General features: G+C 61.1%; 12 protein-coding genes. 11 read left to right on the top strand and 1 reads right to left on the bottom strand.

The features are described from left to right. Positions 1–56 precede the first annotated feature (56 nt). Positions 57–1,502, top strand: coding sequence for a MocR-like pyridoxine biosynthesis transcription factor PdxR (gene pdxR / locus DYL61_RS27725; protein ID WP_135310999.1), 1,446 nt, complete (start codon positions 57–59; stop codon positions 1,500–1,502). 68 nt (positions 1,503–1,570) lie between these two features. On the opposite strand, the gene DYL61_RS27720 is transcribed toward pdxR, so the two are convergent. Further along, positions 1,571–2,467, bottom strand: a complete 897-nt coding sequence (locus DYL61_RS27720; RefSeq protein ID WP_105698050.1) for a MurR/RpiR family transcriptional regulator — start codon at positions 2,465–2,467, stop codon at positions 1,571–1,573. A 284-nt stretch (positions 2,468–2,751) separates the two neighbouring features. Here DYL61_RS27720 and DYL61_RS27715 point away from each other — a divergent pair, with 284 nt between their 5' ends. The 10 genes from DYL61_RS27715 to DYL61_RS27675 all read left to right on the top strand — a co-directional run bounded on the left by DYL61_RS27715 (position 2,752) and on the right by DYL61_RS27675 (position 14,543). Next, a complete protein-coding gene (locus DYL61_RS27715) occupies positions 2,752–4,689 on the top strand; it encodes a bifunctional 5-dehydro-2-deoxygluconokinase/5-dehydro-2-deoxyphosphogluconate aldolase (protein ID WP_135310998.1) in 1,938 nt (645 codons plus the stop codon). An 84-nt stretch (positions 4,690–4,773) separates the two neighbouring features. Then, positions 4,774–5,667 carry a myo-inosose-2 dehydratase gene (gene iolE / locus DYL61_RS27710; protein ID WP_135310997.1) on the top strand — a complete coding sequence of 298 codons (894 nt, stop codon included), beginning with the start codon at positions 4,774–4,776 and terminating at the stop codon, positions 5,665–5,667. Further along, positions 5,664–6,452, top strand: a complete 789-nt coding sequence (gene iolB / locus DYL61_RS27705) for a 5-deoxy-glucuronate isomerase (protein WP_135310996.1) — start codon at positions 5,664–5,666, stop codon at positions 6,450–6,452. The genes iolE and iolB overlap by 4 nt, the downstream gene beginning before the upstream one ends. 10 nt (positions 6,453–6,462) lie before the next feature. Further along, on the top strand, positions 6,463–8,394 hold the full coding sequence (gene iolD / locus DYL61_RS27700; RefSeq protein WP_135310995.1) for a 3D-(3,5/4)-trihydroxycyclohexane-1,2-dione acylhydrolase (decyclizing): 1,932 nt from the start codon (positions 6,463–6,465) through the stop codon (positions 8,392–8,394). A 17-nt stretch (positions 8,395–8,411) separates the two neighbouring features. Continuing rightward, a complete protein-coding gene (gene iolG / locus DYL61_RS27695; RefSeq protein ID WP_135310994.1) occupies positions 8,412–9,422 on the top strand; it encodes a bifunctional inositol 2-dehydrogenase/D-chiro-inositol 1-dehydrogenase in 1,011 nt (336 codons plus the stop codon). Positions 9,423–9,575: 153 nt separating this feature from the next. Further along, positions 9,576–10,604, top strand: coding sequence for a Gfo/Idh/MocA family protein (locus DYL61_RS27690; RefSeq protein ID WP_135310993.1), 1,029 nt, complete (start codon positions 9,576–9,578; stop codon positions 10,602–10,604). Positions 10,605–10,733: 129 nt separating this feature from the next. Continuing rightward, on the top strand, positions 10,734–10,898 hold the full coding sequence (locus tag DYL61_RS31370; protein ID WP_167498004.1) for a hypothetical protein: 165 nt from the start codon (positions 10,734–10,736) through the stop codon (positions 10,896–10,898). Between the two features lie 50 nt (positions 10,899–10,948). Continuing rightward, a complete protein-coding gene (locus DYL61_RS27685) occupies positions 10,949–11,884 on the top strand; it encodes a sugar ABC transporter substrate-binding protein (RefSeq protein ID WP_135310992.1) in 936 nt (311 codons plus the stop codon). Between the two features lie 54 nt (positions 11,885–11,938). Further along, entirely contained in the window at positions 11,939–13,492 is a 1,554-nt protein-coding gene (locus DYL61_RS27680) for a sugar ABC transporter ATP-binding protein (RefSeq protein WP_135310991.1), read from the top strand. Between the two features lie 28 nt (positions 13,493–13,520). Continuing rightward, the gene (locus tag DYL61_RS27675; protein WP_105698059.1) at positions 13,521–14,543 is read left to right on the top strand and encodes an ABC transporter permease; all 1,023 of its coding nucleotides are present in this window, start codon (positions 13,521–13,523) and stop codon (positions 14,541–14,543) included. Positions 14,544–14,631 lie beyond the last annotated feature (88 nt).

Here is a 14,631-nt window from a genome sequence, read left to right as displayed (position 1 = left end):
AGCGGCGTTGTGGTTTAATCCTGAGGGCCATTTAAGCCTAATTTGACTGGACCACTATGAGCCGAGGAAAAGCCTCATCCGCCCTGGACCTGCCGCGTCCCGACAGCCTGGACGCGGGCAAACAGCAAGGCGCCTATGAAGCGTTGCGCGCCGCCATTCTCAATCGGCAGTTACCGGCGGGCAGTCGCTTGCCATCCACCCGCAGCCTGGCCGAGCGCTGGTCGGTGTCCCGTGGCACGCTGGAAGCAGCGTTCGACCGCCTGCACAGTGAAGGTTATGTGCAGCGTGTGGCGGGTTCCGGCACACGGGTGTGTGCAGTCATCCCTGAGCAATTCATCGCCGCGCCGGTGGCCACGGTTACGGCGCGGCGTGCGGTGGAACCAGACCGGTCGTCTGCCGGTGTGCAAAGTCATGTGCCCTTCGTGGCACGGCGGCCGGACGCCAGCCTGTTTGACCTTAAAGCCTGGGCGCGCTGCATTTCCCGCGGACTGCTGGCCGTGGGGCCAGGTGTTCTGGAAGCGAACCATCCCGCGGGCCTGCCGGATTTGCGCGAGCAGATTGCCGATTACCTGCGCAGCTATCGGGGTATGCGGTGCGAGGCGGATGAGGTCATCATCACCACGGGTATTCGTCATGCTCTCAATCTGATCGCACATACCCTGATCAATCCGGGCGACACCGCCTGTGTGGAAGACCCTGGATACGCTCCGGCGCGCCGTCTGTTCAATCTGGCAGGTGCGCATATCCACGCGATCTCCGTCACTGCCGAAGGTCTCGATACCGCCCAACTTCCGACTACTGCGCGCCTGGCCTACGTCACTCCGGCGCACCAGGCGCCGCTGGGCATGACGCTGTCAGTCTCGCGTCGTCTGGCGCTGCTGGACTGGGCCGCCCGCGCCGAGGCCTGGGTGGTCGAGGATGACTACGACAGTGAATACAACTACAACACCGCGCCGTTGGCGGCGCTCAAGTCCCTGGATAACGCCGACCGGGTGATCTACTGCGGCAGTTTCAACAAGAACCTGTTCCCCGGTTTGCGTGTGGGTTTCATGGTGGTGCCCAAGGTGCTGCGCCGGTCGCTGTTGCGCACGTTGCAACTGACCGGACACTCGGTGGGGGTTACGGATCAGTTGGGGTTGGTGGAGTTTTTGCGCAACGGTGCGTTTGTGCGGCATTTGCGGGCGTCACGCCAGGCGTATCAGGCGCGGCGTGATGCGTTGCTCGCCTGCCTGCCGGGTTGCCCGGTCAGCGGTGAGCAGGGTGGTTTGCACTTTGTATTGTGGTTGCCGGCGGGGACCGATGAAACCGGGTTTTGCGAACGCGCTGCCGCTGTTGGGCTGACGCTGCAAGCGTTGGGCAAGTTCTGCCATGGGGTGGCGTTGCCGCCGGCGGTGATCATCGGCTATACCGCGCTGACCTTGGCACAAATCCGTTTTCACGGTCGTGCGCTATTCAAAATGTGGGAGGGGGCTTGCCCCCGATTGCAGTGTGTCAGCCAATAAACCTGTATCTGACCCGCCGCAATCGGGGGCAAGCCCCCTCCCACATTTGATCTGCGTCGCTGCAAGGGTTAGTCATCAAACCCGACTTGCTCGTGGATCTCATCCACTTTCAACTCCAGCCTGTAGGCCACCGCAATAAACAACGCCTGGCACAAACACAACGTGGCGCTCAACGAACGAAAGGCAAACGACGAGCCCTCGTTCACCAGCAACACCGCATTCGCCCGCTTGGCCAGCGGTGACAGGTTGCTGTCGGTGATGATCAGGGTCTTGGCCTGGTGATGTTGGGCAATGCGCAGGCAGTGCTGGGTCTCTTTGCCGTAGGGCGTGAAGCTGATGGCGATCACCAGGTCATTGGCGCGCACGCTGCGCATCTGCTCGCGGTAGCTGCCGCCCAGGCCGGAGATGAGGTGGATGCGCTTGTTGGTGTGCTGCAGGTTGTAGACCAGGTAGTCGGCCACCGCGAAGGAACGGCGCACGCCGACCACGTAGATATTGTCGGCGTTCACCACCAGGTCGACGGCTTTCTCGAACATCGCGTCGTCCAACTCAAGCCCCAGGCGCTCGATGCCGGACAGGGTCGCATTTACGCACTCGCGGGCCAGGTCGCCGCCACTGGCCTTTTGCGACTTGTTGGCGATCATGCTGCGGATGCGTTGCTGGTAGTTCTGCACCGGCGTGGTCTTGTGGGTATACGCCTCGCGAAACAGCGCCTGCATTTCACTGAACCCGCTGAAGCCAAAGCGCTGGGAGAAGCGCACGATGGCCGAGGGGTGCACTTCGCATTCACGGGCAATGTCGCTGATGCGGTCGACCATGATGCGGTCGCTCTGCTGGCTCATGTAGCTGGCGATGCGCTTGAGCTGGCGCGGCAGGCTTTCGTATTCCTCGGTAATCAGCTGCAACAGGCGCTCGGCATTGATCGGGGGGCTGGCGAGAGCGTCTTGTGAAGGGGTCTCGGGCATGGGCAATCCTTCTGTCTTGTTCGTCTGTTGCGCTGATGGGTGGCGCAAGTCTACAGGGTAGGCGCAAAAAAATACCCCGGCATCACGGCCCGCGTGGCTTGCTGAAACGATGCACGGTGGCTGGTGTGCCCCTATGCTGACGTATTGGAAAAAATATTCCACAAAAAATAAATATGGAATAAATATTGATTGCCGTCGCCGGACGTTCTAGTCTGCACCCACCAAGAGCGTTTACCGCCCCCACGGCGGAACAACGCAGGCTGATAAAAATAACAGGAGCCAGCATGGGCCAGACTCGTTTTGCCAGTGGGCGTCAATTGGATCTGATTTGCCTCGGGCGCCTGGGCGTCGACCTCTATGCGCAGCAAGTGGGTGCGCGGCTTGAGGACGTGTCCAGCTTCGCCAAGTACCTCGGCGGTTCCTCCGCCAATATCGCCTTCGGCACTGCACGGCTTGGGCTCAAGTCGGCGATGTTGAGCCGGGTAGGGGACGACCATATGGGTCGCTTCCTGGTGGAATCCCTGGCCCGTGAAGGCTGCGATGTCAGCGGGATCAAGGTCGACCCTGAACGCCTCACCGCCCTGGTGCTGCTGGGCCTCAAGGACCGCGAAACCTTCCCCCTGGTGTTCTACCGCGAAAACTGCGCCGACATGGCCCTGCGCGCCGAAGACATCAGCGAAGCCTTTATTGCCTCCAGCAAGGCACTGCTGATCACTGGCACGCATTTCTCCACCGACAGCGTGTACAAGGCCAGCATCCAGGCGCTGGACTACGCGGCCAAGCACAATGTGAAGCGCGTGCTGGATATCGACTACCGCCCGGTGCTGTGGGGCCTGGCGGGCAAGGCTGACGGTGAAACCCGGTTTGTTGCCGATCAGAATGTCAGTGCGCATGTGCAGAAGATCCTGCCGCGCTTCGACCTGATCGTCGGCACCGAAGAAGAATTCCTGATTGCCGGCGGCAGTGAAGACCTGCTCACCGCCCTGCGTAAAGTCCGTGAACTGACACCGGCGACTCTGGTGGTCAAGCTCGGCCCGCAGGGTTGCACAGTGATTCACGGCGCCATCCCAGCCCGCCTGGAAGACGGTGCGATTTACCCTGGCGTACGGGTAGAAGTACTCAACGTGCTGGGTGCGGGCGATGCCTTTATGTCGGGCTTCCTCAGTGGCTGGATCAACGACGCCAGCGATGAGCGTTGCAGCCAATTGGCCAATGCCTGTGGCGGCCTGGTGGTCTCGCGCCACGCGTGCGCGCCGGCCATGCCCACACCGGCCGAACTGGAATACCTGTTCAACAGCCCAGTGCCGATCACCCGGCCGGACCAGGATGTGACCCTGCAACGCCTGCACCGCGTGTCGGTGCCGCGCAAGCAGTGGAAGCAACTGTTCATCTTTGCCTTCGACCACCGCTGGCAATTGGTGGACCTGGCCCAACGCGGCGGCCAGGACACCACGCGCATCAGCGCGGCCAAGCAACTGTTTATCCAGGCCATCGAACGCGTCGAGAAAAAACTCGCTGAGCAAGGCATCGCTGCCGATGTGGGCCTGCTGGCCGACCAACGCTTCGGCCAGGATGCCCTCAACGCTGCCAGCGGTCGCGGCTGGTGGATCGCCCGCCCGGTGGAAGTGCAGAACTCACGCCCGTTGGCGTTCGAACACGGTCGCTCGATTGGCAGCAACCTGATCGCCTGGCCGCAGGAGCAAATCATCAAGTGCCTGGTGCAATTCCACCCGGACGACGAGCCACTGCTGCGCCTGGAACAGGAAGCCCAGCTCAAGGCGGTGTACGACGCCTCCCTGATCAGCGGTCATGAGCTGCTGCTGGAAGTCATCCCGCCCAAGGATCACCCGTCCACTTACCCGGATGTGCTGTATCGCAGCCTCAAGCGCCTGTACAACCTGGGCATTTACCCGGCGTGGTGGAAGATCGAGGCACAACCGGCCGAGGATTGGAAAAAGCTCGACGAGCTGATCCAGGAGCGCGATCCGTACTGCCGTGGCGTGGTGTTGTTGGGGCTGAATGCGTCGGCCGAATTTCTCGCCGATGGCTTCCAGCAAGCCAGCCAGAGCACTACCTGTCGTGGCTTTGCGGTGGGCCGCACGATCTTCCAGGAGCCAAGCCGTGCGTGGCTGGCGGGGGAGATTGATGATGAGACGTTGATCCAGCAGGTGCAGGCGACGTTCGAACAGCTCATTAATGCCTGGCGCAGCTCTAGAACATAAAACCGGTCAAATGTGGGAGGGGACAAGCCACCTCCCACATAAAGCAGATATCAGTGTTAGCTGAAAACAATAAAAGGTGCAGCCATGCCCGCAATCCGAATTGGCATCAACCCGATTTCCTGGAGCAACGACGACCTGCCGGCCCTGGGCGGTGAAACGCCCCTGAGCACCGCCCTCAGCGAAGGCAAGGAAATCGGCTACGAAGGGTTTGAACTCAACGGCAAGTTCCCCAAGGACGCCAAGGGCGTCGGCGACGTCTTGCGTCCCTATGACCTGGCGCTGGTCTCCGGCTGGTACTCGAGCCGCCTGGCACGACGCTCGGTGGCCGAAGAAATCGAGGCCATCGCCGGCCACGTCGAGCTGCTCAAGCAAAACGGCGCCAGCGTGCTGGTGTACGGCGAAGTCGCCGACGCCATCCAGGGTTCGCGCATCCGCCTGATCGAGCGTCCACGTTTCCACAGCGAAAAGGCGTGGCAGGAATACGCCGACAAGCTCACCGAACTGGCGCGTTTCACCCTGTCCCAAGGCGTGCGCCTGGCGTACCACCACCATATGGGCGCCTACGTCGAATCCCCGGAAGACATCGACCAACTGATGCAGCGCACCGGCCCGGAAGTCGGCCTGCTGTTCGATTCGGGCCACTGCTACATGGGCGGCGGCGAACCCCTTGAAGTACTGAAAAAACACATCGACCGCGTCTGTCACGTGCACTTCAAGGACGTGCGCAAACCGGTGGTGCAACTGGCGCGCAACCAGATGTGGAGCTTTCCCGACTGCATCGTCAACGGCACCTTTACCGTGCCCGGCGATGGCGATATCGACTTTGCCGAATTACTCGACGTGCTGTTGGCCGCGAAATACGCAGGCTGGCTGGTGGTGGAAGCCGAGCAGGACCCGGCCGTGGCGCCGAGCTACGTGTATGCGAAAAAGGGCTATGACACCCTGCGTGCACTGCTGACCGAGAGGACTAAAGCATGAGCCTGTTGGTCAAGAGCAATACACGCGGGCAAACCATGGTCGCCCTGGAAGACGGGCGACTGGAGTACGTCGGCTTCAAAGCCTACCGCCTGAGCCTGGGGGAGACCCTGCCGGTCAGCGCGGGTGACAAGGAACTCTGCCTGGTGCTGCTCAGTGGCCGGGTGAATATCGAAGGCGAGGGTTTCAACTGGCAGAACCTCGGTGATCGCCAGTCGGTATTCGAGGATAAATCACCGTTTGCCGCGTACTTGCCACCCAGCACGGTCGCCCAGGTGACTGCGCTCAGCGATGTGCAGATCGCCGTGTGCGCCGCCCCTGGCACCGCAGGCTACGAGCCACGCTTGATCCGCCCGGAAAACTGCAAGCGCAGTGTGCGCGGCAAGGGCGCCAACACCCGTTATGTCTGCGACATCCTGCCGGACACCGAGCCGGCCCATTCGCTGCTGGTGGTGGAAGTACGCACGCCGTCCGGGCATTCGTCCAGCTACCCGCCGCACAAGCACGACACCGACGACCTGCCGCACCAGAGCTTTCTGGAAGAAACCTACTACCACCAGATCAACCCGCCCCAGGGCTTCGTGTTCCAGCGCGTGTACACCGACGATCGCAGCATCGACCAGGCCATGGCCGTGGAAAACAGCGACCTGGTGGTGGTGCCCAAGGGCTATCACCCGGTCAGCGTGCCGTATGGCTACGAGTCCTACTATTTGAACGTGATGGCCGGCCCCAAGCGCGCCTGGCATTTCCATAACGACCCGCAGCACAGCTGGCTACTGGACCTTTAAGGGGCGCGACATGACCACAACCCGACTGACCATGGCCCAGGCCCTGGTGAAGTTCCTGGACAACCAATACATCGAAGTCGACGGCGTAGAGAGCAAGTTTGTCGCCGGTGTCTTCACCATTTTTGGCCACGGCAACGTGCTGGGCCTGGGCCAGGCGCTGGAGCAGGACGCCGGCGATCTGGTGGTGCACCAGGGTCGCAACGAACAGGGCATGGCCCACGCCGCCATCGGTTTCGCCAAGCAACACCTGCGCCGCAAGATCTACGCGTGCACGGCTTCGGTGGGCCCTGGCGCCGCCAATATGCTGACGGCCGCTGCGACCGCCACCGCCAACCGTATCCCCTTGTTGCTCTTGCCCGGCGATGTCTACGCCAGTCGCCAGCCGGACCCAGTGCTGCAACAGATCGAGCAGTTCCACGACCTGAGCATCAGCACCAACGATGCGTTCCGTTCGGTGAGCAAATATTGGGACCGCATCAACCGCCCCGAGCAGTTGATGACCGCCGCGATCCACGCCATGCGCGTGCTGACGGACCCTGCTGAAACCGGCGCGGTCACCTTGGCGCTGCCTCAGGATGTGCAGGCCGAAGCCTGGGACTATCCCGACTATTTCCTGCAAAAACGCGTGCACCGTATCGACCGTCGCCCGGCCACCCGCGCCATGATTGGCGATGCACTGGCCGCGTTTCAGGGCAAGCGCAAGCCGTTGATCATCTGCGGGGGCGGGGTCAAGTACTCCGGTGCGAATGCGGCGTTGCAGGCGTTTGCCGAGCGTTTCGACATTCCCTTCGCCGAAACCCAGGCGGGTAAAAGTGCAGTGGTCTCCAGCCACCCATTGAATATCGGCGGCATCGGCGAAACCGGCTGCCTGGCGGCCAACCTGCTGGCACCAGAGGCTGACCTGATCATTGGCATCGGCACCCGTTATACCGACTTCACCACCTCATCCAAGTCGCTGTTCAAGCACCCGCAGGTGAAGTTTCTCAACCTGAATATCAGCCCTGCCGACGTGTTGAAACTCGACGCCGTGCAAGTGCTGGGCGACGCTCAAGTGGCCATCGACGCGCTGGCCGACGCCCTGGGTGATTACCGCTCCGGCTGGGGCGGGCAAGTGCGTGACGCCAAGGCGCAACTGGAGGCCGAGGTCGACCGTGTGCACCAGGTGGAATACGACGGCGACGGCTTTGTGCCCGAGGTCGATGACCTTCTGGACCGCGGCGTACTGCGCGAATTTATCGAGCTGACCGGTTCCTGCCTGACCCAGAGCCGTGTACTCGGCGTACTCAACGAAACCCTGGCCGACGACGCGATCATCGTCGCCGCCGCCGGCAGCCTGCCCGGTGACTTGCAACGCGCCTGGCGCAGCAAGGGCGTGAACACTTACCACGTCGAGTACGGCTATTCGTGCATGGGCTACGAGATCAACGCCGCCCTGGGGGTGAAGCTCGCCGAACCGAGCAAAGAGGTCTATGCCCTGGTCGGCGACGGTTCCTACATGATGCTGCACTCGGAACTGGCCACCTCGATCCAGGAGCGCCGCAAGATCAACGTGGTGCTGCTGGACAACATGGCTTTCGGTTGCATCAACAACTTGCAGATCGGCAACGGCATGGACAGCTTCGGCACCGAGTTCCGCTACCGCAACCCGGAGAGCGGCAAGCTCGACGGTGGCCTGGTGCCGGTGGACTTCGCCATGAGCGCGGCGGCCTACGGCTGCAAGACCTACAAGGTCAGCACGGTGGAGCAACTGCAAGCGGCGCTGGCCGATGCGCGTACCCAAACGGTTTCGACGCTGATCGATATCAAGGTGCTGCCCAAGACCATGATCCACGGCTATCTGTCGTGGTGGCGGGTGGGCGTGGCGCAGGTGTCCACCAGCGAACGCACGAATGCCGCTGCAAAAAAACTCAATGAACAGCTGGCGAAAGCCCGGCAGTACTAATAACAAGAGGGTTTTGTATGTCGTTGAAGCTTGGAGTCATCGGTACGGGCGCCATTGGCCGGGACCATATCCGTCGTTGCAGCCAGACGTTGCTCAATAGTGAAGTGGTGGCGGTGACCGACATCAATCTGGAGCAGGCCGCCAAGGTGGTGGCTGATTTGACGATCAGTGCCGAGGTGTATGCCGACGGCCACGCGCTGATCAACTCGCCGCAGGTTGAAGCGGTGCTGGTCACGTCCTGGGGGCCGAGCCACGAAGAATTTGTGCTCGCCGCCATCGCCGCCGGCAAACCGGTGTTCTGCGAAAAACCCCTGGCGGTCACCGCCGAAGGCTGCCGCAAGATCGTCGACGCCGAAGTGGCCTACGGCAAGCGTCTGGTGCAAGTCGGTTTCATGCGCCCGTATGACGAAGGTTATCGTGCGCTCAAGGCCGTGATCGACAGCGGGCAGATTGGTGAGCCGCTGATGCTGCATTGCGCGCACCGCAACCCGACAGTGGGTGAGAACTACAAGACCGACATGGCCATTACCGACACCCTGATCCACGAGCTGGACGTGTTGCGCTGGTTGCTCAACGACGACTACGTGTCGGTGCAAGTGGTGTTCCCGCGCAAATCGAGCAAGGCGTTGGCCCATCTGCGTGACCCACAGATCGTGCTGCTGGAAACCGCCAAGGGCACGCGTATCGATGTGGAAGTGTTTGTGAACTGCCAATACGGCTACGACATCCAGTGCGAAGTGGTGGGGGAGACCGGCATCGCCAAGCTGCCGGAACCGTCCCAGGTGCAAATGCGCAGTGGCGCCAAGCTGTCGAATGCGATTCTGATGGATTGGAAGGATCGGTTTATCGGTGCCTATGACGTGGAGCTGCAGGCGTTTATCGACAGCGTGCGTGCCGGGCAAGTCGGTGGGCCGTCGGCATGGGACGGGTTTGCGGCGGCCGTTGCAGCGGATGCTTGTATCGAAGCGCAGAACAGCGAGCAGATTGTGAAGGTGAGCTTGCCGGAGCGTCCGCGCTTCTACGGCTGACCACAATTCCACGTTGAAATGCAGTCAGTGTGGGAGGGGGCTTGCCCCCGATTGCAGTGTGTCAGGCAATAAATTTTTATCTGGCACACCGCTATCGGGGGCAAGCCCCCTCCCACATTTGATTGGGTTTCCAGTTTAAATTGGGAGTTGAATATGAGAATCGGACTAGTCGGCTACGGCCACGGAGGGCGCCACTTTCATGCGCCGCTGATTGCCACGCTGCAAGGCGCCACCTTTGTCGGCGTTGTCACACGCTCCGCCGAGCGCCGCCAGCAATTGAACACCGACCATCCCGGCGTAAAAGCCTTCGACTCCATCGGCCAGATCGTCGAAGCCGGCGTCGACGCGCTGGTTATCTCCACCACCCTCAAGGGCCGCCCGGCCCTGGTGCTGGAAGCGATCGAACACGGCGTTGCCGTGGTCAGCGACAAACCCTTCGCCGCCAATGCCGAGCAGGCCCAGGCGCTGATTACCGCCGCCGAACGCCAGGGCTCGCAGCTTACGGTCTACCAGAACCGGCGCTGGGACTCGGATTACCTGACCCTGCGCAAACTTATCGACGCCGGCGCCCTGGGCACCATCACCCGGTTTGAATCCCGTGTGGAGCGCTACACGCCAGAGGCGGTGGGCAATGCCAGTGGCGGCGGGTGGCTGCGGGACTTGGGCAGCCATCTGGTGGACCAGGCGCTGCAACTGTTTGGCCCAGTGGATCGGGTATTCGCGCAATTGCAGTTCAGTCCCGAATTTCCCACCCTCGACCATGGCTTCTTTGTCTCGCTGACCCACGCCAACGGCGTGATTTCCCACCTCTGGGGCAGCGCGTTGCAGAACAGCCAGGCACCGCGCTTTCGCGTCAGTGGCACCTTGGGCTGTTACACCGTCGACGGCCTCGATGGCCAGGAAGACGCATTGATGGCCGGCAAGTCACCGAAAACCGAGGGCGAGCACTGGGGCGCCGAGGAGCATCGACGCTGGGGCTGGTTCGAGCAAGGCGAGGAACGCGAACGCGTGCCCTCGGAAAAAGGCTGTTGGACCCAGTTCTATCAACAATTGCACGTGGCCGTGCAAGGGCAGGGCGCGTTGCCAGTGGACGCTCAGGACGCGCTACACACCACGCGTATATTGGACGCCGCACGCCTGAGCGCCGAGCGCCAGCAGGTGGTTTCAATAAAAATAGAATAAAATTCTAAAACAGGTTGATATGGAAATTATTTTCCAATAAAGTCTTTTCCAGGTTGCAATAAAGTACGTTCGGGCTCGACCCGCACGGCTCAAACAAAAACAAGATCGAAAACAACCAGGTACCGTCAGATGAAAATCTTCAACGCTGTACTGCGAGTTTTACGCCCCGCCCAGACGCGCCGCACCCGGCCGTTCTACTTCTCCTTCCTTAATGTGCTGTGCGTCGAAAACAAAGGCGCGCTGGTCTGCTGCATTCCCGGTGCACCGGTCGTACGACTGCCCGCCGACCGCTGAAAAACGCAACGTCCAACAAAACCAACAAGAAAAGTGGAGACAGACCGTTCATGAAGACCCCGATCCGTTTTACCGCCCTGGCCTTGTCCATGCTGTTGGCCAGTGGTGCTGCCATGGCGGCCGACCTGAAGGTTGGCGTGACCTTTTCAAGTTTCGATGACAATTACCTCACCAGCGTCCGCGGCTACATGGAGCAGTACGTCAAGACGCTGCCCAAGGGCGACGGTGTGCAGTTGCAGTTCGAAGACGCCCGCACCGATGTGGTCAAGCAACTGAGCCAGGTCGAGAGTTTCATCAGCCAGAAGGTCGATGCGATTATCGTCACGCCAGTGGACACCGCCTCCACGGCCCGCATCAGCAAGGCCGCGACCGAGGCCGGTATTCCACTGGTCTACGTCAACCGCCGGCCAGACCAGAAAGACTTGCCCAAAGGTGTGGCTGCGGTGACCTCCGATGACGAAGAGGCCGGTCGCCTGCAAATGCAGTACATCGCTGAGAAAATGGGCGGCAAAGGCAATATCGTGATCCTGCTGGGCGATCTGGCGAACAACTCCACCACCAATCGCACCAAGGGCGTCAAGGAAGTGCTGACCAAGTACCCTGACATCAAGATCGAACAGGAGCAGACCGGCCTCTGGTTGCGTGACCGTGGCATGACCCTGACCAATGACTGGCTGACCCAGGGCCGCGAATTCCAGGCGGTGCTGTCCAACAACGATGAAATGGCGATTGGCGCGGCAATGGCCCTCAAGTCCGCCGGGAGCAAGCCGGGCAGCGTGTTGATTGCCGGTGTGGACGGCACGCGCGATGGCTTGAATGCGATTGAAAAGGGCGTCATGACCCTGTCGGTGTTCCAGGACGCCAAGGGCCAGGGGGTTGGCGCGGTGGAAGCGGCGCAGAAGTTGGCGAAGAACGAGCCGACCGAACAGAACATCGTCATCCCGTTCCAACTGATCACCCCGGACAACGTCAAAGACTTTAAATAACAACAATAAGCCGGCAGGGCGGCTTGCGCCGCCCTGCAGATGGAGTACCTCCCTATGCTTGCTCAAGCCACTGTCTCGCAGCCTCCCGGTCTCCAGCCTATCGAGTTGGAAGAACCCTACCTGTTGGAAATCACCAATATCAGCAAAGGCTTTCCCGGCGTCGTGGCCCTGGCCGATGTGCAACTGCGGGTACGCCCCGGCTCCGTGCTGGCGCTGATGGGCGAGAACGGTGCGGGCAAGTCGACGTTGATGAAGATCATCGCCGGCATCTACCAGCCCGACGCTGGTGAAATCCGCCTGCGCGGCAAGCCCATTGTGTTTGAAACCCCCCTGGCGGCCCAGAAGGCCGGGATCGCGATGATCCACCAGGAGCTCAACCTGATGCCCCATATGAGCATCGCCGAGAACATCTGGATCGGCCGCGAGCAGCTCAACAGCCTGCACATGGTCAACCACCGCGAGATGCACCGCGCCACCGCCGAGTTGCTCGAACGCCTGCGCATCAACCTGGACCCCGAGGAACACGTGGGCAACCTGAGCATCGCCGAGCGGCAGATGGTCGAGATTGCCAAGGCCGTGTCCTACGACTCCGACATCCTGATCATGGATGAACCGACCTCGGCCATTACCGACAAGGAAGTGGCGCACCTGTTTTCGATCATTGCCGACCTGAAATCCCAGGGCAAAGGCATCGTCTACATCACCCATAAAATGAATGAAGTGTTCGCCATTGCCGATGAAGTGGCGGTGTTTCGCGACGGTCACTACATCGGTCTGCAACGCGCCGACAGCATGAACAGCGACAGCCTGATCTCGATGATGGTGGGGCGTGAGCTGAGCCAGTTGTTCCCAGTGCGCGAGACACCTATCGGCGACCTACTGTTGTCGGTGCGCGACCTGACCCTGGACGGTGTGTTCAAGGATGTGTCGTTCGACCTGCACGCTGGCGAGATCCTCGGCATCGCCGGGTTGATGGGCTCGGGCCGCACCAATGTGGCCGAAACGATTTTCGGCATCACCCCTAGCAGCAGCGGCCAGTTGACCCTCGACGGCAAAGCGCTGCGTATCACCGACCCGCACATGGCCATCGAGAAAGGCTTTGCTCTGCTCACCGAGGACCGCAAGCTCAGCGGCCTGTTCCCCTGCCTGTCGGTACTGGAAAACATGGAAATGGCCGTGCTGCCGCACTACACCGGCAATGGCTTTATCCAGCAGAAAGCCCTGCGCGCATTGTGCGAGGACATGTGCAAGAAGCTGCGGGTAAAAACCCCGTCCCTTGAGCAGTGCATCGACACCTTGTCCGGCGGCAACCAGCAGAAAGCCCTGCTGGCGCGCTGGCTGATGACCAACCCGCGCCTGCTGATTCTCGATGAGCCGACCCGTGGCATCGACGTCGGCGCGAAAGCCGAGATTTATCGCTTGATTTCCTTCCTCGCCAGCGAAGGCATGGCGGTGATCATGATTTCCTCGGAGCTGCCCGAAGTGCTGGGCATGAGCGATCGGGTGATGGTGATGCACGAAGGCGAATTGATGGGCACCCTGGACCGCGATGAAGCGACCCAGGAAAAAGTCATGCAGTTGGCTTCCGGTATGACGGCAGTTCACTGACGTACAGAATAAAAAAAGGTGATGGGCTATGAACGCAATAACCGATAACAAACCGGCCGTGGCGCCAACCAAAACCCGCCGACGCATGCCAACCGAGTTAAGCATCTTCCTGGTGTTGATTGGCATCGGTCTGGTGTTTGAGCTGTTCGGCTGGATCGTGCGCGACCAGAGCTTCTTGATGAACTCCCAGCGCTTGGTGCTGATGATTCTGCAAGTGTCGATCATCGGCTTGCTGGCCATCGGTGTGACCCAGGTGATTATCACCACGGGCATCGACTTGTCGTCGGGCTCGGTGCTGGCGCTGTCGGCGATGATCGCCGCGAGTTTGGCGCAAACCTCTGACTTTTCCCGGGCGGTGTTCCCGAGTCTCACCGACTTGCCTGTGTGGATCCCGGTGGCGATGGGGCTGGGTGTAGGGCTGCTGGCGGGGGCGATCAACGGCAGCATTATCGCCGTCACCGGTATCCCGCCGTTCATTGCCACCCTCGGCATGATGGTCTCGGCCCGTGGCCTGGCGCGTTATTACACCGAAGGCCAGCCGGTGAGCATGCTCTCGGATTCGTACACGGCCATCGGCCATGGCGCGATGCCGGTGATTATCTTTCTGGTGGTGGCGGTGATCTTCCATATCGCCCTGCGCTATACCAAGTACGGTAAGTACACCTACGCCATCGGCGGCAATATGCAGGCGGCGCGCACCTCGGGGATCAACGTCAAGCGCCACCTGATCATCGTCTACAGCATCGCGGGCTTGCTCGCAGGGTTGGCCGGCGTAGTGGCCTCGGCACGTGCCGCCACTGGCCAGGCCGGCATGGGCATGTCCTATGAGCTGGATGCGATTGCCGCCGCCGTGATCGGCGGCACCAGCCTGGCGGGCGGGGTAGGGCGCATTACCGGCACGGTGATCGGTGCGCTGATCCTCGGCGTGATGGCCAGCGGGTTTACCTTCGTCGGCGTGGATGCGTATATCCAGGACATCATCAAGGGCCTGATCATCGTGGTGGCGGTGGTGATCGACCAATATCGCAACAAGCGCAAACTCAAGCGCTAGAGATCTCTAGGGCAGAATGGGAACTTAATGTGGGAGGGGGCTTGCCCTAATGCCTGTCAGTTAAGGAAACAGCAAATGAGCGGCTTTC

This window comes from Pseudomonas nabeulensis, assembly GCF_004682045.1.
GTDB classification, from domain to species: Bacteria; Pseudomonadota; Gammaproteobacteria; order Pseudomonadales; family Pseudomonadaceae; genus Aquipseudomonas; species Aquipseudomonas nabeulensis.
Note: the sequence above shows the minus strand (reverse complement) of the source record. Positions and strands in the feature narration are given on the sequence as shown.

Excerpts from the sequence above, each read along its gene's own strand:
- iolG (WP_135310994.1), top strand. The coding sequence starts at position 8,412 with ATGTCGTTGAAGCTTGGAGTCATCGGTACGGGCGCCATTGGCCGGGAC.
- DYL61_RS27715 (WP_135310998.1), top strand. The coding sequence starts at position 2,752 with ATGGGCCAGACTCGTTTTGCCAGTGGGCGTCAATTGGATCTGATTTGC.
- DYL61_RS27690 (WP_135310993.1), top strand. The coding sequence starts at position 9,576 with ATGAGAATCGGACTAGTCGGCTACGGCCACGGAGGGCGCCACTTTCAT.
- DYL61_RS31370 (WP_167498004.1), top strand. The coding sequence starts at position 10,734 with ATGAAAATCTTCAACGCTGTACTGCGAGTTTTACGCCCCGCCCAGACG.
- iolD (WP_135310995.1), top strand. The coding sequence starts at position 6,463 with ATGACCACAACCCGACTGACCATGGCCCAGGCCCTGGTGAAGTTCCTG.
- DYL61_RS27685 (WP_135310992.1), top strand. The coding sequence starts at position 10,949 with ATGAAGACCCCGATCCGTTTTACCGCCCTGGCCTTGTCCATGCTGTTG.
- DYL61_RS27675 (WP_105698059.1), top strand. The coding sequence starts at position 13,521 with ATGAACGCAATAACCGATAACAAACCGGCCGTGGCGCCAACCAAAACC.
- iolB (WP_135310996.1), top strand. The coding sequence starts at position 5,664 with ATGAGCCTGTTGGTCAAGAGCAATACACGCGGGCAAACCATGGTCGCC.
- DYL61_RS27680 (WP_135310991.1), top strand. The coding sequence starts at position 11,939 with ATGCTTGCTCAAGCCACTGTCTCGCAGCCTCCCGGTCTCCAGCCTATC.
- pdxR (WP_135310999.1), top strand. The coding sequence starts at position 57 with ATGAGCCGAGGAAAAGCCTCATCCGCCCTGGACCTGCCGCGTCCCGAC.
- iolE (WP_135310997.1), top strand. The coding sequence starts at position 4,774 with ATGCCCGCAATCCGAATTGGCATCAACCCGATTTCCTGGAGCAACGAC.
- DYL61_RS27720 (WP_105698050.1), bottom strand. The coding sequence starts at position 2,467 with ATGCCCGAGACCCCTTCACAAGACGCTCTCGCCAGCCCCCCGATCAAT.